This window comes from Mycobacterium sp. (assembly GCF_050701515.1).
Lineage (GTDB): Bacteria > Actinomycetota > Actinomycetes > Mycobacteriales > Mycobacteriaceae > Mycobacterium.
The window spans coordinates 20,865-38,777 of the sequence record NZ_JBOGDB010000073.1; the positions used below are offsets into that span (position 1 = coordinate 20,865).

The 17,913-nt window shown below is 68.1% G+C and carries 23 protein-coding genes; 18 read left to right on the forward strand and 5 right to left on the reverse strand.

Annotated features, from left to right (window positions below):
* Position 1: 1 nt before the first annotated feature.
* From ACRDU5_RS06210 to ACRDU5_RS06220, 3 genes are read right to left on the reverse strand one after another with little or no spacing between them, the layout of a single operon-like run.
* On the reverse strand, positions 2 to 784 hold the full coding sequence (locus tag ACRDU5_RS06210) for an alpha/beta fold hydrolase (RefSeq protein WP_526613611.1): 783 nt from the start codon (positions 782 to 784) through the stop codon (positions 2 to 4).
* Positions 785 to 817: 33 nt separating this feature from the next.
* Positions 818 to 1,582 (reverse strand): DJ-1/PfpI family protein, encoded by a 765-nt coding sequence (locus ACRDU5_RS06215; RefSeq protein ID WP_526613612.1) that lies wholly within the window; start codon positions 1,580 to 1,582, stop codon positions 818 to 820.
* A gap of 17 nt (positions 1,583 to 1,599) precedes the next feature.
* Entirely contained in the window at positions 1,600 to 2,556 is a 957-nt protein-coding gene (locus ACRDU5_RS06220) for a GlxA family transcriptional regulator (protein ID WP_526613668.1), read from the reverse strand.
* Positions 2,557 to 2,686: 130 nt separating this feature from the next.
* Here ACRDU5_RS06220 and ACRDU5_RS06225 point away from each other — a divergent pair, with 130 nt between their 5' ends.
* The 3 genes from ACRDU5_RS06225 to ACRDU5_RS06235 are packed head-to-tail and all read left to right on the forward strand — an operon-like array spanning position 2,687 to position 4,025.
* A complete protein-coding gene (locus tag ACRDU5_RS06225; protein WP_526613613.1) occupies positions 2,687 to 2,911 on the forward strand; it encodes a hypothetical protein in 225 nt (74 codons plus the stop codon).
* The gene (locus ACRDU5_RS06230; RefSeq protein WP_526613614.1) at positions 2,908 to 3,768 is read left to right on the forward strand and encodes an oxygenase MpaB family protein; all 861 of its coding nucleotides are present in this window, start codon (positions 2,908 to 2,910) and stop codon (positions 3,766 to 3,768) included. Before ACRDU5_RS06225 ends, ACRDU5_RS06230 begins: the two co-directional genes overlap by 4 nt.
* A gap of 56 nt (positions 3,769 to 3,824) precedes the next feature.
* Complete coding sequence (locus ACRDU5_RS06235) at positions 3,825 to 4,025, forward strand: hypothetical protein (RefSeq protein WP_526613615.1); 201 nt, start codon at positions 3,825 to 3,827, stop codon at positions 4,023 to 4,025.
* Here ACRDU5_RS06235 and ACRDU5_RS06240 read toward each other — a convergent pair.
* Complete coding sequence (locus tag ACRDU5_RS06240; protein ID WP_526613616.1) at positions 3,996 to 4,973, reverse strand: o-succinylbenzoate synthase; 978 nt, start codon at positions 4,971 to 4,973, stop codon at positions 3,996 to 3,998. The two genes, ACRDU5_RS06235 and ACRDU5_RS06240, sit on opposite strands and share 30 nt — an antisense overlap.
* 130 nt (positions 4,974 to 5,103) lie before the next feature.
* On the opposite strand from ACRDU5_RS06240, the gene ACRDU5_RS06245 reads away from it, so the two are divergent.
* From ACRDU5_RS06245 to ACRDU5_RS06270, 6 genes are all read left to right on the forward strand, one after another.
* Positions 5,104 to 5,556 (forward strand): YciI family protein, encoded by a 453-nt coding sequence (locus ACRDU5_RS06245; protein ID WP_526613617.1) that lies wholly within the window; start codon positions 5,104 to 5,106, stop codon positions 5,554 to 5,556.
* Positions 5,557 to 5,637: 81 nt separating this feature from the next.
* Complete coding sequence (gene fadD8 / locus ACRDU5_RS06250) at positions 5,638 to 7,239, forward strand: fatty-acid--CoA ligase FadD8 (protein ID WP_526613618.1); 1,602 nt, start codon at positions 5,638 to 5,640, stop codon at positions 7,237 to 7,239.
* Positions 7,240 to 7,407: 168 nt separating this feature from the next.
* Positions 7,408 to 8,616, forward strand: a complete 1,209-nt coding sequence (locus ACRDU5_RS06255; protein ID WP_526613669.1) for an RNA polymerase sigma factor — start codon at positions 7,408 to 7,410, stop codon at positions 8,614 to 8,616.
* Between the two features lie 16 nt (positions 8,617 to 8,632).
* Positions 8,633 to 9,094, forward strand: coding sequence for a nitroreductase family deazaflavin-dependent oxidoreductase (locus ACRDU5_RS06260; RefSeq protein ID WP_526613619.1), 462 nt, complete (start codon positions 8,633 to 8,635; stop codon positions 9,092 to 9,094).
* Between the two features lie 10 nt (positions 9,095 to 9,104).
* Positions 9,105 to 9,566, forward strand: coding sequence for a nitroreductase family deazaflavin-dependent oxidoreductase (locus ACRDU5_RS06265; RefSeq protein WP_526613620.1), 462 nt, complete (start codon positions 9,105 to 9,107; stop codon positions 9,564 to 9,566).
* Positions 9,563 to 10,477: a 1,4-dihydroxy-2-naphthoyl-CoA synthase gene (locus ACRDU5_RS06270; protein WP_526613621.1), complete on the forward strand. Its 915-nt coding sequence runs from the start codon at positions 9,563 to 9,565 to the stop codon at positions 10,475 to 10,477. The genes ACRDU5_RS06265 and ACRDU5_RS06270 overlap by 4 nt, the downstream gene beginning before the upstream one ends.
* On the opposite strand, the gene ACRDU5_RS06275 is transcribed toward ACRDU5_RS06270, so the two are convergent.
* Positions 10,468 to 10,983: a pyridoxamine 5'-phosphate oxidase family protein gene (locus ACRDU5_RS06275; RefSeq protein ID WP_526613622.1), complete on the reverse strand. Its 516-nt coding sequence runs from the start codon at positions 10,981 to 10,983 to the stop codon at positions 10,468 to 10,470. The two genes, ACRDU5_RS06270 and ACRDU5_RS06275, sit on opposite strands and share 10 nt — an antisense overlap.
* A 62-nt stretch (positions 10,984 to 11,045) precedes the next feature.
* On the opposite strand from ACRDU5_RS06275, the gene ACRDU5_RS06280 reads away from it, so the two are divergent.
* The 9 genes from ACRDU5_RS06280 (at position 11,046) to menE (ending at position 17,900) form a co-directional block, all read left to right on the forward strand.
* Positions 11,046 to 11,930, forward strand: coding sequence for an SDR family oxidoreductase (locus tag ACRDU5_RS06280; protein ID WP_526613623.1), 885 nt, complete (start codon positions 11,046 to 11,048; stop codon positions 11,928 to 11,930).
* Positions 11,931 to 11,972: 42 nt separating this feature from the next.
* On the forward strand, positions 11,973 to 12,926 hold the full coding sequence (locus ACRDU5_RS06285) for an efflux ABC transporter ATPase subunit, DrrA-related (protein WP_526613624.1): 954 nt from the start codon (positions 11,973 to 11,975) through the stop codon (positions 12,924 to 12,926).
* Complete coding sequence (locus tag ACRDU5_RS06290) at positions 12,923 to 13,666, forward strand: ABC transporter permease (RefSeq protein WP_526613625.1); 744 nt, start codon at positions 12,923 to 12,925, stop codon at positions 13,664 to 13,666. The genes ACRDU5_RS06285 and ACRDU5_RS06290 overlap by 4 nt, the downstream gene beginning before the upstream one ends.
* Positions 13,666 to 14,457 carry an ABC transporter permease gene (locus ACRDU5_RS06295; RefSeq protein ID WP_526613626.1) on the forward strand — a complete coding sequence of 264 codons (792 nt, stop codon included), beginning with the start codon at positions 13,666 to 13,668 and terminating at the stop codon, positions 14,455 to 14,457. Before ACRDU5_RS06290 ends, ACRDU5_RS06295 begins: the two co-directional genes overlap by 1 nt.
* A gap of 18 nt (positions 14,458 to 14,475) precedes the next feature.
* Positions 14,476 to 14,847, forward strand: a complete 372-nt coding sequence (locus ACRDU5_RS06300; RefSeq protein WP_526613627.1) for a VOC family protein — start codon at positions 14,476 to 14,478, stop codon at positions 14,845 to 14,847.
* 95 nt (positions 14,848 to 14,942) lie between these two features.
* A complete protein-coding gene (locus ACRDU5_RS06305) occupies positions 14,943 to 16,148 on the forward strand; it encodes an inorganic phosphate transporter (RefSeq protein WP_526613628.1) in 1,206 nt (401 codons plus the stop codon).
* Complete coding sequence (locus tag ACRDU5_RS06310) at positions 16,142 to 16,432, forward strand: hypothetical protein (RefSeq protein ID WP_526613670.1); 291 nt, start codon at positions 16,142 to 16,144, stop codon at positions 16,430 to 16,432. The genes ACRDU5_RS06305 and ACRDU5_RS06310 overlap by 7 nt, the downstream gene beginning before the upstream one ends.
* 14 nt (positions 16,433 to 16,446) lie before the next feature.
* Positions 16,447 to 16,749 (forward strand): DUF3349 domain-containing protein, encoded by a 303-nt coding sequence (locus tag ACRDU5_RS06315; RefSeq protein ID WP_526613629.1) that lies wholly within the window; start codon positions 16,447 to 16,449, stop codon positions 16,747 to 16,749.
* A gap of 47 nt (positions 16,750 to 16,796) precedes the next feature.
* On the forward strand, positions 16,797 to 17,900 hold the full coding sequence (menE, locus tag ACRDU5_RS06320; RefSeq protein ID WP_526613630.1) for an o-succinylbenzoate--CoA ligase: 1,104 nt from the start codon (positions 16,797 to 16,799) through the stop codon (positions 17,898 to 17,900).
* Positions 17,901 to 17,913: the final 13 nt, after the last annotated feature.

Sequence of the window (17,913 nt, forward strand, 5' to 3'; positions counted from 1 at the left end):
ACTACAGACTATCGGCGAAGAAATTCAGTGCCGCAGCGTTGACGACCTGCGGCTTTTCGATGAAACCCAGATGCCCGGCGTCCGGAATCTCCAGGTAGCGCCCGTTGGGCAGGGCGTCGGCCAGCTCGCGGCCCAGATGCGGCGGCAGCACCACGTCGTCGGCAAACCCGATGACCAGCACCGGCGCCGTAATACTTCGGTAAGCCGGCAGCCGGTTGTCCGCCGGCCCGATCCCGAGCTGGGTGCGCAGACCGGGCGTCGACTTGGTCGGCCACATGGTGAACATGTCGATCCAGTCGCGGACCGCGACGTCGTCGTTGAGCGTGTTCGGCGAAAAACTCTCCAACAGGCGCACTTTCGCGTCGTAGGCGGCGGGCAGCTCGACGCCGGAGTCGGCCAGTTCGCGTTCTGCGGCGCGGAAGAAGTCGCGGGTGCGGTCGGTGCGGCCGCGGGTGGCCAGCAGCACCGCGGCGCTGACCAACTCGGGGCGGGCCAGCATCAGCTCCTGGGCGATTAACGCGCCCATCGACGCCGCCACGATGCGGGCCGGCGCGGCGTCGAGCTTTTCGATCAGCGCGGCGGTGTCGGCGACCATCTGATCGACGCCGAACCCGTCGGCCTGCTCGGTCGCCCCGATCCCCCGGTTGTCGAAGGTGATCGCCCGGTAGCCGGCCGCAAGGAACTCGGGCACCTGGTGCAGGTGCCAGGTGCGGCCGGCGCCACCGCGGCCGGCGATGAACAGCACCGGGTCGCCCGAGCCGCGGTCGTCAAAGGCCAGATTCACCCCGCCGACGCTACGCGAGCGATTTCGGCGTGATTAGTTGCGGTCAGCGCTGGAAATCACGCCGAAATCGCGTTTGCGGGCACGTCGGCGCTTCGAGCGGGCCCGCTGGATCGCGTGGTCCCACATGAGCATCGTCGCGGCCTTCAGCTGCTTGGGCTTGACCAGATCCTTCGACATCATTGCGGTGGCGGCCGCCTTGGTGGTCGCGGACGCCTTGGACGTGTGGCCGGAGTCGAACGGCGGCTGCGGGTCATACTCCATGGACAGCTGGATAGCCTTGGCGCGGCCCTCGCCGCCGATCTGGCCGGCGAGCCACAGCCCGAGATCGATGCCCGCCGACACACCCGCGCACGTCACGATGTTGCCCTCGTGCACGATGCGCTCGTCGCCAACCGGCTTGACGCCCAACGCCTTCAGCCCGGACAGCGCCGCCCAATGCGATGTGGCACGCCTGCCTTCCAGCAGCCCGGCCGCCGCGAGGATCACCGAGCCGGAGCACACCGACGTCGTCCAGGTCGCGGTCTGATGGGCCCGGCGCAGCCAGTCGAGCACCTTCTCGTCGCGGGCATGCTCCATCGTCGTGAACCCACCGGGCACCAGAATGACATCGGGAGAAGGTGTTTCGGCGAACGAATGCGTTGCCCCGACGATGAGCGCACCGGAGTCCGCCGTGATCGGGCCCGGCTCGTGCCAGACAAAACGCACTTCGGTGTCGGGCAGCCAGCGCAAGCTTTCGTAGGGGCCGATGAAGTCCAGGGCGGTAAATCCGGGATACACCACGATGGCGAGCTGAGTCATTCTGATCTCCTTTTGTGTTAGGCGAACGTCTTGCGGTACTGATCGGGCGATACGCCCATCCGCCGAACGAAGTTGCGGCGCATGGTTTCTGCGGTGCCGAAACCACACCGTGAGGCAATCGCCATGACGGTGTCGTCGGTCTCCTCCAGCTGTCGGCGGGCGGCCTCGGTGCGGATACGCTCGACGTAGGCGCCGGGCGCTTCGCCGACTTCGTCGGTGAACACCCGGGTGAAATGCCGGGGGCTCATCGCGGCGCGCTGGGCGAGTGCGGTGATGCTGTGCGCGCCGCCGGGTTCGGACTCGATGGACTCCTGTACGTCGCGGATCGGCGCGCGCTTGGCCCGCGGCATCCACACCGGGGCGGCAAACTGCGTCTGCCCGCCCGGCCGCCGCAGGTACAGCACCAGCCAGCGGGCCACCGTCTGTGCGACGTCGGTGCCGTGGTCGTCCTCCACCAGCGACAGCGCAAGGTCGATCCCGGCAGTGACGCCGGCCGCGGTCCACACCGACGGCGAACTATGCACGTAGATGGGCTCGGGATCGACTGCGATAGCGGGGAATTCACGGGCCAGCCGACCCGCGAACGCCCAGTGGGTGGTCGCCTTGCAGCCGTCCAGCAGCCCCGCCTCGGCGGCCAGAAATGCACCGGTGCACACGCTGACGACGCGGCGGGCGGTCCCGGCGACGATCTGAATCCAGGCGATGACGTCGGGGTTGCGGCGCGCGTCGTCGACGCCGACGCCGCCGGGCAGCACCACCGTGTCGATGGGCCCGCGCGGGTCGGGCAGCGGTTGCGCGACCAGCGCCAGGCCGGTGCCGGTGGTGGCCGGCTCGCCGTCGATGGACGCGACCGTGACGAGGTAGCCGTCCTCGTAGTGGCCCTGCGCGGCCAGGTTCAGCGTTGCGCCGGTGAATACCTCGAACGGCCCGACCAGGTCCAGCGCCTGGACCCCGGGAAAGCCCACGATGACCACCGATCGCACGGATCCAGTGTTGGCCACCAAAGCTGTGTCGTCTATGCCACGGACCCCACAAATTAGGACACAACGTTCGAATCCGATCAAATGCCCTGCCCAGGGCGGAATGATCATTAACATAAGTTCCGTGCTCGCCGCACTGCGCAAGATCCTGGACTTCGAGATGACGATCGCCGAGTGGATCGGGACGGCCATCCTGCTCGCGATCCCCTACCTGGCGGTTGGCGTGATCTGGTCGGCCACCCATACCGAGCACCTCAGCGGAATGGCCGGCGTTGACCGCGCGGTGTCGTTCCTCGGATCCACCGTGAGCTGGCCGGTGCTGTTGCTGTCCGACGTATGCATGACATGACCGACACCCGAATCTCGGTGAAACGACGCACCGCTCGCTGGGACCCTGACGAGGAGGTCACGGTCAAAGACGCGATGGACTTCTGGTCGTTCGCCGCGGCCGCGGCCAATGTGGTCATGCAGTTGGCACGACCCGAGGTCGGTTACGGCGTGGCGGAAAGCAAGGTCGATTCCGGAAGTATCCTCAAGCACCCCTGGAAGCGGCTCCGGACGACGTCTCAGTACCTGGCGGTGGCGGTATTCGGATCGGAGCAGGACCGCGCCGCTTTCCGAGAGGCAGTCGATGGCGCACACCGCCACGTGATTTCAACTCCCCAAAGCCCGGTGCCATACAACGCGTTCGACCGAGAGCTGCAGATGTGGGTGGCGGCATGCCTTTTCGTCGGCCTGGAAGACAGCTACAAATTGCTCCGTGGCGAGATGACGGCCGAGCAGGCCGAGCAGTTCTACCGCTCCGCCTGGCCGTTGGGAACCACCCTGCAGGTGACCGACGACCAGTGGCCGGCCACCCGTGTCGAGTTCGACGCGTACTGGGATGCGGCCTGCCAGCGCGTCGTCATCGACGATCCCGTCCGCGACTACCTGTTCGACCTGATCAACCTGCGAATGATCAATCCGGTGCTGGGGCTGCCGCTTAGGCCGCTCCTGAAGTTCCTCACTATCGGCTACCTCGCCCCGGTTTTTCGGGAAGCGTTGGGTGTGCGGTGGAGCAACGGCAAGCAGCACCGCTTTGAATGGCTGTTCCTTCTGGTGGCTTTCGTCAACCGGTTCCTGCCGGTGTTCATCCGCCAGGGCGGCAGTTACGTTGTCCTGGCCGACGTGCGGAGGCGGGTCCGTGCGCACAGCAGCTTGGTGTGACGGCGGTGCTGACTCGCCTGCGGCGCGTGCTTAGCCGCAAAGCAAGCATCGCGTCGATGATCGAAGCCGCGATGTGGCTGGCGATTCCCTACCTACTCGCCGGCATCGTGTGGACGTTCCTCAACGCCGACGACGTCGCGCGGGTCGAAAGCCGATTGGAGACCCGGCTTCCGGCGGGGTCGGATCTGGTGGCATTTGGTACAACGACCGCGCTGTGGCCACTCCTGCTATTCGGCCCAGAGATCTGTGCGGCCTGACGTGTAGCAGGCCTTGACGCGGTCGATCCACCACTGCCGACGGTCGGGCGGCGCGGCCAGCGCCTCGAGCCGAGCCGGGTCGGGAGTCACCGACCGCACCGGCAGACATCCATCGACCGGGGTCACGGGCTCGATGACGTCATCGATGAACAGCCCGCCGGTGCCGAGGCCGCACGCGTGGTCGAGCTTCGGCAACGCCGCCGCCGCATGGAGGCCGGTCGCGATGCCGACCGCCGAGTCCAGCGCGCTGGAGATGACGACCGGGATGTCGATCTGCTCGGCGATCGCCAGCAGCGCCGACACGCCGCCGAGGGGAGCAACCTTGAGCACCGCGACGTCGGCGGCGCCCGCACCCACCACGCGCAGCGGATCGTCGGCCTTCCGGATGCTCTCGTCCGCCGCGATCGGGACGTCGACCCGGCGCCGCACCTCGGCCAGCTCCTCGACCGACTTGCATGGCTGCTCGATGTACTCGAGCCGGCCGAGCGCCTTGGCCGCGACCACCGCTTCGTCGACCGTCCAGCCGCCGTTCGCGTCGACCCTCACGGTCGGGACCAGCGCGCGGACCACTTCGACGCGGTCGATGTCCTCGGCCAGCGTCTGCCCCGGCTCCGCGACCTTGACCTTGGCGGTGCGTACGCCCGGAAAGCGGGCCAGCACCTCGGGGGCGTCCAGGGCCGGTACCGCCGGCACGGTCGCGTTGATCGCGATGCGCTCGCGGTGGGTGATGGGCGGCGTTTCGTACGCCGCCTCGATCGCCGCTGCCAGCCATGCGGCGGCTTCGGGCGGCTCGTATTCGAGGAAGGCGCCGAACTCACCCCAGCCGGCCGGGCCTTCGATCAGCGCGACCTCGCGGGTCATGATGCCGCGGAACCGCATCCGCATCGGCAGGGCGACGACGTGCAGGCGATCCAACAGATCGGCCAGGTCAGGCGGCTGAGACGGCACCGATTCATGGTCGCAGAAATTCTTCTCGAAGTTTTTCGCAGTCCGTGTCGATTTCGGGGGGTTGCCGTTCGACGTGTCAACGAGGGCACGATGGACGTGCCCCTTCCACAACATAGAAGGAGACACCACAATGTCGCGCTACATGCTGATCATGCGGTCGACCCCCGAGGCCGAGGCGGCCTACGAGAACATCGACTTCAACGAGGTCATCGCGTCGATGGGCCGCTACAACGAGGAGCTCATCAAGGCCGGCGTGCTGCTGGCCGGCGAGGGCCTGACCGGACCCGAAGAGGGCTTCGTCGTCGACTTCAACTCCGATCCGCCCGTGGTCACCGACGGCCCGTACACCGAGGCCAAGGAGCTGTTCAACGGGTTTTGGATCCTCGACGTGTCGTCGAAGGAAGAGGCCAAGCGGTGGGCGCAGAAATGCCCGCTGGGGGCCGGCGTCAAGCTCGAGGTGCGCCGCGTCTCGGAGACCGAGGAGTTCCCGCAGGACAACGAGTGGGTCCGGAAGGAAATCCAGTGGAAGGCCGATCTCGCCGAGAAGATCGCAGCCGAGGCCAGGAAGGCCGCGAACCGCTGATAGCGGGTCCCCGGGTGTCCGCGAACGCGGATCCCGGGGACTCTTTCTACGCGTTCTGTAACACGTTCTAGTCTTAGGACCATGACGGACGAGCTGCTGCGCCATCCCCTGCACTCCGGGCACCTCACGGTCGGGGCGCTCAAGCGCAACAAGGACAAGCCGGTGCTGTTCCTCGGCGACACCACGCTGACCGGCGGACAGCTCGCCGACCGCATCAGCCAGTACATCCAGGCGTTCGAGGCGGTCGGCGCCGGAACCGGCAGCGCCGTCGGCCTGCTCTCGCTCAACCGGCCCGAGGTGCTGATGATCATCGGCGCCGGGCAGACCCAGGGGTACCGGCGCACCGCGCTACACCCTCTCGGCTCGCTGGACGACCACGCCTACGTGCTGTCTCACGCCGGGATCACCTCGCTGATCATCGACCCGAACCCGATGTTCGTCGAACGGGCGCTCGGCCTGCTCGAGAAGGTGCCCTCGCTCGAGCAGATCCTGACCATCGGGCCGGTGCCCGAGCAGCTGGCCGACGTGGCGACGGATCTGACCGCCGAGGCCGCGAAGTACTCGCCACAGCCGCTGGTGGCCGCGGATCTGCCGCCCGACCACATCGGAGGACTGACCTACACCGGTGGGACCACGGGCAAGCCCAAGGGCGTGATCGGAACCGTGCAGTCGATCACCACGATGACGACGACCCAGCTCGCCGAGTGGGAGTGGCCGGAGCGTCCGCGGTTCCTGATGTGCACACCTTTGTCGCACGCCGGCGCGGCGTTCTTCGTGCCGACCATCGTCAAGGGTGGCGAGATGATCGTGCTGTCCAAGTTCGATCCGGCCGAGGTGCTCAAGACCATTGAGGAGCAACGGATTACGGCGACGATGCTGGTGCCGTCGATGATCTATGCGCTGATGGATCACCCGGACTCGCACACCCGGGACCTGTCGTCGCTGGAGACGGTCTACTACGGCGCCTCCGCGATGAACCCGGTGCGGCTGCGGGAGGCGATCGACCGGTTCGGGCCGATCTTCGCCCAGTACTACGGGCAGTCCGAAGCGCCGATGGTGATCACCTATCTCGCCAAGGGCGACCATGACGAGAAGCGGCTGACGTCGTGCGGCCGGCCGACGCTGTTCGCCCGCACCGCGCTGCTCGGCGAGGACGGCAATCCCGTTCCACAGGGCGAGGTCGGCGAGATCTGCGTCAGCGGCCCGCTGCTGTGCGGCGGCTACTGGAACCTGCCGGATGCGACCGCAGAGCTGTTCCGCGACGGCTGGATGCACACCGGCGATCTGGCCCGTGAGGACGAGGATGGCTTCTGGTACATCGTGGACCGGACCAAGGACATGATCGTCACCGGCGGGTTCAATGTGTTCCCGCGCGAAGTGGAAGACGTTGTCGCCGAACATCCTTCGGTCGCGCAGGTGTGCGTGATCGGCACCCCTGACGAGAAATGGGGTGAGGCGGTGACCGCGGTCATCGTGCTGCGGCCCGACGTGCCGAGTGACGACGAGGCTGTCGCGAAGGTGACGTCGCAGATTCAGGCCGCCGTCAAGGAGCGCAAGGGTTCGGTGCAGTCACCCAAGCACGTCGTCATCGTCGACTCGGTACCGGTGACCGCGCTGGGCAAGCCCGACAAGAAGGCCGTGCGCGCGCAGTTCTGGGAGGGTGCCGGCCGCGCGGTGGGCTGACTTTTCACCGCGAGCTGGGCCCCCGCGCAAGCTGGGGAACGCGAAGTCGCCTTCCCGACGGCGTGTCATGGGTGTGTTTGCGTTCCCCGGCTGACGCGTGGGCCCAGCTGGGCAGAATGGGTGACCGTGCCCGCCGATCTGCGCCAGACCGTCGATGCGGTGTGGCGGATGGAGGCCGCCAAGATCGTCGCGACGCTGACCCGGGTGGTCGGCGATGTCGGGCTGGCCGAAGACCTGGCGTCCGACGCGCTCGTCGACGCGCTGACGCACTGGCCGGAGACCGGTGTGCCGCGCAACGCGGGCGCCTGGCTGACGACCGTCGCCAAGCGCAAGGCGATCGACTATTGGCGCCGACAGGACCGCCAAGACGCCAAGTACGCGACGATGGCCCGCGAGCTGGAAACCCAAATCGGCGCCCCGGCATGGGATCCCGACCGCATCGACGACGACGTGCTGCGGCTCATCTTCATATCCACACACCCGGTGCTGTCCCGCGAAGGACAGATCGCGCTGACGCTGCGCGTGGTCGGCGGCCTCACCACCGAGGAGATCGCCCGCGCGTTCCTGTCGTCGACCGCGACGATCGCCGCGCGGATCACCCGGGCCAAGAAGACGCTGGCGGCGGCCAATGTGCCGTTCGAGGTGCCCGAGCGAGCCGAGTATCCGCCGCGGCTGTCGGCGGTGCTGTCGGTGATCTACCTGGTCTACAACGAGGGCTATTCGGCGTCGTCCGGGCAGCGCTGGATCCGCGACGAGCTGTGCAGCGAGGCGTTGCGGCTGGGCCGGGTGCTGGCGGCGCTGGTGCCCGACGAACCCGAGGTGCACGGGTTGGTGTCGTTGATGGAGTTCCAGTCGTCGCGGTTCGCGGCCCGCACCGATGCCGACGGCGCGCCGATCCTGCTGGAGGACCAGGACCGCACGAAGTGGGACCGCGGTCAGATCCAGCGCGGGGTCGCCGCCCTGGAACGCGCGGGCCACGCCGTCGAAAGGAAGGGCACCGGCTGGGGCCCGTACGCGCTGCAGGCCGCGCTGGCCGAATGTCACGCCGCCGTGCCGACGGCCGCCGACACCGACTGGGTCCGCATCGTCTCGCTGTACGACGGGCTGATCCAGGTGGCGCCGTCTCCGGTCGTCGAGCTGAACCGGGCCGTCGCGGTGGCGATGGCGTCCGGTCCCGCGGTGGCATTGGAGATTGTCGACGGACTTACCGGGCTCGAGGCGTCCTATCTGCTGCCCAGCGTGCGCGGCGAGCTGCTGGCCCGGCTGGGCCGCAACGACGAAGCCGCCGCCGAGTTCGACCGCGCCGCCTCGATGGCCGACAACGAGCGGGAGCGGGACGTGCTGACCGGCAAGGCCCGCCGCGCTGGCGGCAGTTAAGCAGTAGCGTCGGGCCATGCCCGACATGGAGCGCGTCCGACCGCCGGGCTGGCTCAAGCCGGCGAACAAGGTGTTTATGGTCAAGCTGCGGCTCGGCCTGCCGGTATCCCGTCACGAAGCGCCCGTGGTGCTGACGGTGCCCGGCCGCAAGACCGGCAAGCCCCGCTCGACACCGATCACGCCGATGCACCACGACGGCAACCGCTATGTGGTGAACGGCTATCCCGGCGCCGACTGGGTCGACAACGTCCGCGCCGCCGACGACGCCACGTTGACCCGGGGCAGGCGCACCGAGCGGGTCCGGATGGTGGAACTTGCTCCGGCGGAGGCCCGCCCGGTGCTGCGGGCCTACCCGCCGGCGGTGCCGACCGGCGTCGAGTTGATGAAGCGCGCCGGTGTTCTGACGGACGGCACACCCGACGAGTTGGAGGGGCTGGCCGGCCGCCTGCCGGTGTTCCGCATCGACACCATCACGTAGCGTCGGCCGTATGTCCAACAGCGAGCGCATCCGGCCGCCGTGGTGGCTGAAATACGTCAACAAGTTCATGATCGGAGCGCAGAAGCTCGGTGTCGGCTTCGGCGGAAAAGGACCCGTGGTGCTGACCGTTCCCGGCCGCAAGACCGGCAAGCCGCGTTCGACACCCGTCACACCGATGACCGTCGAAGGCAACCGATACGTCGTCGGCGGGTTGCCCGGCGGTGACTGGTCCGCCAACGCCCGCGCCGCCGGCGAAGCGACGGTAAGCATTGGCCGGCGCACCGAACGTGTGCGCATGGTCGAGATTCCCGTCGAGGAGGCGCGGCCGCTGCTGCGGGCGTTTCCCGTCGAAGTGCCCACCGGGGTCGGCTTCATGAAGAACGTCGGGCTGGTCACCGGACCCAATCCCGACGAGTTCGAGGCCCTCGCCGGCCGCTGCCCGGTCTTCCGGCTCGACCCGATATCCGCATGAGCGAGAACCCTTTTGATCCCTCGCTGTGGCGGGCGGTCGGCGGTTTCGACGACCTGACCGACATCACCTATCACCGCCACATCCTCGACGGGAAGCCGCAGCCGACCGTGCGGGTGGCGTTCGACCGTCCGGAGGTACGCAACGCGTTCCGGCCGCACTCCGTCGACGAGCTGTACCGCGTGGTCGATCACGCCCGCATGTCGCCGGACATCGGTGTGGTGCTGCTCACCGGCAACGGGCCGAGCCCCAACGACGGCGTCTGGGCGTTCTGTTCCGGCGGCGACCAACGCATCCGCGGCCGCACCGGCTATCAGTACGCGTCGGGTGAGACCGCCGACACCGTCGACGTGGCGCGCGCCGGGCGGCTGCACATCCTCGAGGTTCAGCGGCTGATCCGGTTCATGCCGAAGGTGGTCATCTGCCTGGTCAACGGCTGGGCCGCCGGCGGTGGTCACAGCCTGCACGTGGTGTGCGACCTGACGCTGGCCAGCCGCGAGCATGCGCGCTTCAAGCAGACCGACGCCGACGTCGGCAGCTTCGACGGCGGTTACGGCAGCGCGTATCTGGCCAAGCAGGTGGGTCAGAAGTTCGCCCGCGAGATCTTCTTCCTCGGCCGGCCCTACACCGCCGAGCAGATGCACGCGATGGGCGCGGTGAACGAGGTCGTCGACCACGCCGATCTGGAGGCGGTCGGGCTGGAGCGGGCCACCGCGATAAACGGCAAGTCGCCGCAGGCCATCCGGATGCTGAAGTACGCGTTCAATCTGACCGACGACGGGCTGGTCGGACAACAGCTATTCGCCGGTGAGGCAACACGATTGGCGTACATGACCGACGAGGCGGTCGAGGGCCGCGACGCGTTCATCGAGAAGCGCGACCCCGACTGGAGTAAGTTCCCCCGCTACTTCTGAGGCTTGAACGTCGTCTGGCCGTGCGGCGACTTGGCGAACGCGATCACCTTGGCCGGTGCCACCCGGTAGACGTAGGCGATGTGGCTGTCTCCCGATTCATCGGTGTGACCGAAACCGTCGTCGGCGGGCGTGAAATCCCAATCGCCGTGGTACTTCTCGCGGATCGCATCGGCTAACGCGGTCAATGCGTCGCGGCCAATGACGCGCTCTGCGTTGCCCTCCACGACGATGTCGAGTCCGTCCTGCCACGTGTTCGCGCCGGTCGTGACGGCTACCGCGGTGGAGTGGTTGAGGTTCTGGGCCTTCTGCTCGTCGGGGCCGGTGCAGAACACGAAGCCGTCGTCCACCCACGCCCCGACCAGCGGGGTGATGTGCGGGCGGCCGTCCTTGCGTACCGTGGTCAGCCAGTAGAGTTCGGCGGCGGCCAGGGCGTCGCTGACCTGCCGCCAGCTCACCGGCTCGGTCGCCTCGCTGAAACGAGGGTCGAGCCTGCCGTTGGTGCTCATACCGATATCGACCCTGCGGCGGCGCGCAACTCATCGAAAAGTAGGCGACCTAAACTCATCACGTGAGTAGAAGTCCGCTGCGCCGCCTGGCCGACGAGCTGGTGCTGGCCAGCATGCGACCGCCGGTCGCCCCGCAATTGCTGCTGTACCGGCCCGACCGCGAGGTGGTCGAGCTCAAGGGCAAACGCATCCTGCTCACCGGCGCATCGTCGGGCATCGGCGAGGCGGCCGCCGAGAAGTTCGGTCGCCGCGGCGCCACCGTCGTCGCCGTCGCGCGCCGCAAGGAGCTGCTGGACAACCTCGCCGAGCGGATCACCGCCGCCGGCGGCGACGCGCAGGCCATCGCCTGCGACCTGGCCGACCTTGATGCCGTCGACGCCCTGGCGGCCCGAGTCGAGAAGGAACTCGGCGGCGTGGACATCCTCGTCAACAACGCCGGCCGGTCGATCCGCCGCCCGCTGGCCGAGTCGCTGGAGCGCTGGCACGACGTCGAGCGGACGATGAGCCTCAACTACTACTCGCCGCTGCGGCTGATCCGCGGCCTGGCACCCGGGATGATCGAACGCGGCGACGGCCACATCATCAACGTCTCCACCTGGGGTGTGCTCAGCGAATCGTCGCCGCTGTTCGCGGTCTACAACGCGTCGAAAGCGGCGCTGTCGGCGGTCAGCCGGGTCATCGAAACCGAATGGTCCGGCAAGGGCGTGCACTCCACCACGCTGTATTACCCGTTGGTCGCCAGCCCGATGATCGCGCCGACGAAGGCCTACGAGGGGCTGCCCGCCCTCACCCCGGGCGAGGCCGCCGACTGGATGGTGACCGCGGCCCGCACCCGGCCGGTGCGGATCGCGCCGCGGATGGCCGTCACCGCCAAGGCCCTGGACACCGTTGCCCCGGGCTGGGTGAACGCCATCATGAAGCGGCAGCGGGTAGGGCCCGGCCCCTGACCGAGCCAACTTGGGTTAGGTAAGCCATGCCATACTTCGGGTGTGGCCGACAACGCGATCGAGCTGGACGCCGTCACCAAGTCGTTCGGCGCCCAGCAAGCCCTGCGAGGGGTGAGCTTCTCGGCTCCGGCCGGCTCCGTACTCGGGGTGCTCGGACCCAACGGCGCCGGCAAGACCACCACGATCAACATCCTGTCCACGCTGATCAGGCCGACGTCCGGCAGTGCCAGCGTGGCCGGCTTCGACGTCGTCAAGCAGGCCAAGCGGGTGCGCGCCAGCATCGGCCTCACCGGTCAGTTCGCCGCGATCGACGAACTGCTCACCGGGCGGGAAAACCTGGTGCTTTTCGGCCGAATGCGCGGCATGCGCCGCAAACGCGCCCGCGGCCGCGCCGAGGAACTGCTCACCCAGTTCGGCCTTGCCGACGCCGGTGACCAGCGGGTGTCCACCTACTCCGGCGGCATGCGGCGCCGTGTCGACATCGCCTGCGGACTCGTCGTACCGCCGAAGGTCGCGTTCCTCGACGAACCCACCACCGGGCTGGACCCGCGCAGCCGCCGCGAGGTGTGGGAACTGATCGGCTCGCTGACCCAGCAGGGCATCACCGTGCTGCTCACCACGCAGTACCTGGAGGAAGCCGACGCGCTGTCCGACAACATCGTCGTCATCGACCGGGGCACGGTGATCGCCGACGGCAGCCCCGACGAACTCAAGCGCAAGGTCGGCGGAAGCTACTGCCAGGTGACGCCGGTCAACCTTGCCGACGTGTCGCGCATCGCCTCGGCGCTGTCGGGGCTCGACGGACCGGAGACCGACATCGAGATAGACCGGGCCACCGGCACGATTTCCCTCCCCGCAGCCGACGGCGTCATCACGCTGGGCGAGGTCTTCCGCCGGGTCGAGTCGCTCGGCGTCGAGCTCAGCGGCATCTCGCTGCGCAAGCCCTCGCTCGACGAGGTGTTCTTCAAGCTGACCGGCGAGGGCGTCCCGGCGTGACCGCGCTGGCCGCGCTGACCGGCCGCTCGATGCTCGGCACGCTGCGCGACGGCGATCTGCTGTTCGCGATCGTGGGGCCGATCGCGTTCTTCGTCTGCTTCAACATCACGCTGCGCCAGGTCATCGACACGGGCGGCGTCAGCTACCCGCAGTACATCCTTCCGGTCATCGTCGTGCAGGCGATGATCTTCACCGCGATGACGACCGCCGACCGGGCGGCGCGAGATCATCTGAGCGGCATGGGCATTCGGCTGCGCACGCTGCCGATGACCGCGCTGGTTCCAGTGACGGCGCGGATGCTGTCGTCGTTGATCCGGGCCAGCGCCGCGCTGGCGGCCGCGATCGCCGTTGGTTACGCCTTCGGCTTCCGGATGACCGGTGGCCCGCCGGCCATCGCCGCGTTCGTCGGGATCGCGCTGGCGTTGTCGCTGGCGCTGTCGCTGGGCGCAGACGCGATGGGCTCGGTGGCCGGCAGCGCCGAGGCGGCCGGCCAGACCCTGCTCGTTCCGCAGCTGCTGCTGGTGATGCTGTCCACCGGGATCGCGCCCGCCGAGGCGTTCCCGGGCTGGCTCGGCCCGTTCGTGCGCAATCAGCCGGTGTCACAGATCGCCGAGACGCTGCGTGGCCTGGCCGACGGGCACGTGGAGCGCGACAACCTGTTCATCAGCTTGGCGTGGTGCGCGGGTCTGCTGATCGTGTTCGGCGCGATCGCCTTACGGATGCAACGGCGGCGCCGCTGATGAGTACCCATGCCGCGCTGCGCAGTTCGTGGACCTCGGAGAGCCGGTTGCAGGCCGGGCGGCTGCTCACCCGCTGGCGCCGCGAACCGATGGTGCTGGTCCAGTCGCTGATCTTTCCGACCTTTCTGCTGGTCGTCTACAAGCTGGTGATCGGTGAATCGATTCTCAACCTCACCGGCGACGACAGCCTCTACGGCCTGGTGCCGATGTGTGCGGTCGCCGGCGCGCTGTTCGGCGCGATGGGCACCGGCGTGGCCATCCCCGACGAACGCGAATCCGGGCTGCTGAGCCGGTTGTGGGTGCTGCCGGTGCACCGGGCCAGCGCACTGACCGGCAGGCTGCTCGCCGAGGCGACCCGCGCGTTTGTCGGCGCCGTCGCGATCACCGCTGTCGGCGTCGCCCTCGGGCTGCGGTTTAATCAAGGCTGGCTTGCCGCAACCGCTTTCGTCTTCATCCCGGTTTTGATGGTGATCGGGTTCGCGACCGTCATCGTCGCGGTGGGGGTTCGCGCCAACGGCAAGAACATCATTACGGGCATTTCGGCCGTGGCGTTTCTGCTGCTGTTCTTCAACACCGGGATGGTGCCCGTCGACGTGTTCCCCGACTGGCTGCAACCCGTCGTGCGGGCCCAGCCGATGTCGCCGGCTATCGAGACGATGCGGGCGCTTGCCGAAGGCGGGCCCACCCTGTGGCCCACTCTGCAGGCGCTGGCCTGGGTGCTCGGCCTGATCGTGGTGTTCGGGCCTTTGGCCGTGCGCGGCTACCGTGTCGCGGCCGAATCCGGCACCTGACGTGATAGACACATCACCATGGAGATCCTGGCCAGCAGGATGCTCTTCCGGCCGGCCGACTACCAACGCTCGCTGCGGTTCTATCGCGACGAGCTCGGCCTCGCCATCGCCCGCGACTACGGCGCCGGCACGGTCTTCTACGCGGGCCAGTCACTGATCGAACTGGCCGGTCACGGCACGCCCAGCGCGGGCGGCACGCTGTGGCTGCAGGTCCGCGACGTCTACGCCACCGAGAAAGAGCTGGCCGACCGCGGCGTCGCCATCGCACGCGAAGCACGCCAGGAACCTTGGGGTTTGCACGAGATGCAGGTAACCGATCCGGACGGGGTAACCCTCATCTTTGTGCAGGTTCCCGAGACGCATCCACTGCGCCGCGACAATCGAGGTTAACGGGAGGCAAACATCATCGGTCCAGTTACGACACACCGGCGGATTGTTAGCCGATTAGTTCGACAAAGTATCCGCCCGAACGGGACAATTTAACTGTGGACCTCCAGCTGTTCCTGCTGATCGTCGTGGTGGTAACCGCCCTGGTTTTCGACTTCACGAACGGCTTCCACGACACCGGCAACGCGATGGCCACCTCCATTGCCAGCGGCGCACTGCGGCCGAAGACCGCCGTCACCCTTTCCGCGGTTTTGAATCTCGTCGGCGCATTCCTGTCCACCGCCGTGGCGGCGACGATCGCCAAGGGACTGGTCGATTCCGGTCTGGTGACACTGGAATTGGTGTTCGCCGGCCTGGTCGGCGGCATCGTGTGGAACCTGCTCACCTGGCTGCTGGGCATCCCGTCCAGCTCGTCGCATGCGCTGATCGGCGGCATCGTCGGCGCGATGATCGCGGCGGTCGGCGGGCACGGCGTCATCTGGAAGGGCTTGGTGTCCACCGTGGTCATCCCCGCGGTGTGCGCCCCGCTGATTGCGCTGCTGGTGGCGGGTGTGGGCACCTGGCTGGTCTACCGCACCGTTAACCGCGTTCCGGAGGAGCGCACCGACCGGGGTTTCCGCTACGGGCAGATCGGATCGGCATCGCTGGTCTCGCTCGCACACGGCACCAACGACGCGCAGAAGACGATGGGCGTCATCTTCCTGGCGCTGATTTCCTACGGCGCGGCCAGCACGTCCGACCACATGCCGCCGCTGTGGGTGATCGTGTCGTGCGCGGTGGCCATCGCGCTGGGCACCTACCTGGGCGGCTGGCGGGTGATCCGCACCCTGGGCAAGGGCCTGGTCGAGATCAAGTCGCCGCAGGGCATGGCGGCGGAAACCTCGTCGGCGGCCATCATTCTGCTGTCCAGCCACTTCGGCTTCTCGCTGTCCACCACCCACGTCGCGACCGGCTCGATCCTGGGCAGCGGCGTCGGCAAGCCGGGCGCCGAGGTGCGTTGGGGCGTGGCCGGCCGGATGGCGACGGCCTGGCTGATCACGCTGCCGTCGGCCGGCATCGTCGGCGCCATCACCTATTTCCTCGTGCACAGCATCGGCGGCTACGCCGGCACCGCGATCGGCTTTGGGATGCTCGTCGCGGTCGCGACCGCTATCTGGCTGCAATCGCGCAAGGCGCCGATCGACCACACGAACGTCAACGCCGATTGGGAAGGCAACCTCACGGCCGGCACCAGTGAGAAGCCGCCGGTGCCCAGGGCGCCGGACAGCCCGGAGCCCAGAAACCGTGAAAGGCAAGCATTGTGAGCTGGTTCAACCAGACCGCGGTATCTCAGATCATTGTCGCCGGCCTATTAGTCGGCGCGGGACTGCCCGCGTTGTTCGCGCTCGGGGTGCGGTTGAATGCCGAAGGCTCCGGCGCGGTCAGCCATGACGGCACCGTCGCCCACAGAAATTCATTACTGGTTGCGCTCAGCTGGGCGGTCTTCGCGTTCATCCTGATCGCCGTGACCGTCGGCGTGCTGTTCATCGCGCGCGACTTCATCGGCCACCAGACCGGCTGGTACATCCTCGGCGCGAAGCCGAAGTAGCATCAAAGGCACCCGTGAACGCATTTCTCTCGAAGATCGTGGCGTGGTTGAACGCCGGCTACCCCGAAGGGGTTCCTGGGCCCGACCGGGTTCCGCTGCTTGCTCTGCTCACCCGGCGGCTGTCCAGCGACGAGGTCAAGACCGTCGCGCAGGATCTGATGGACCGCGGCGAATTCGACCACGTCGACATCGGCGTGCTGATCACTCAGATCACCGATGAGCTGCCGTTGCCCGAGGACGTCGAGCGTGTCCGGCAGCGCCTGGCCGCCAAGGGCTGGCCGCTCGACGACCCGCGCGACGCCGAGGAGACGGAATAGCCGTCCTCCGCCCCATCACCGTCCCGTCTGGCCCGTCGGCGCTGTCGGTGCTGCCCGCGGTGGAGGATGTATTGGCCGGCCGGGACTCCGCGCTGCTTCCGGTGCCCGCCGACGACGAGCGCCAAACCCGCTTGCTGACAACGTCTTTGCGAGCCGGTGACGACATCGACGACGACGTCGCGGTGGTGCTGTCGACGTCGGGCACCACGGGGGCGCCGAAGGGCGCGATGCTCACCGCCGGCGCACTGACCGCCAGCGCGGACGCCACCCATCGGCGGCTGGGTGGTCCCGGGCGGTGGCTGCTCGCGCTGCCGGCCCACCACGTGGCCGGCCTACAGGTGTTGGTGCGCAGCGTGCGCGCGGGCAGCGCGCCCGTCGCGGTGTCGTCCCGCTTTGACGTGGCCGAATTGGCCGCCGCGGTCTGGGCCATGGGTTCGGGACGGCGGTATGGGTCGTTGGTGGCCGCACAACTGGACAAGGCATTGTTCGACGAGTCCGCGAGCGCGGCGCTGGCCGAGTTGGACGCGGTGCTGATCGGCGGCGGGCCGATGCCGATGGGCGTCGCCGAAAGAGCTGCGGCCGCGGGCATTTCGGTGGTCCGCACCTACGGTATGAGCGAGACTGCTGGCGGCTGTGTGTATGACGGCGTTCCGCTCGATGGTGTGCGGGTACGTGTGGGCCTGGATGGCCGGATCGCGCTCGGCGGCGCCACGTTGGCCAGGGGCTACCGCAATCCGGCCGATCCCGATCCGTTCGCCGAGCCGGGCTGGTTCCTCACCGACGATGTTGGCACCCTTGATGTTTCGGGAATGTTGAAGGTCATAGGCCGGGTCGACGATGCGATCAGCACCGGCGGCCTCACCGTCTCGCCGCAACGCGTCGAGACTGCACTGGCGTCGCACCCCGCGGTCGCCGACTGCGCGGTGTTCGGCGTTCCCGACGACCGGCTGGGCCAGCGGGTGGTCGCGGCCGTCGTGGTGGCCGAGGGCGCTGCGCCGCCGACCGTGGCCGAACTGCGTTCGCACGTCGCAGGATCGCTCGAAGCGACCGCCGCACCGCGGGAGTTGCACATCGTCGACGAGCTGCCGCGGCTCGGTATCGGCAAGGTCGACCGCAGGGAACTCACCGCACGCTTCGGCGAGCGGCCCTGATCCCGCGAGCGTG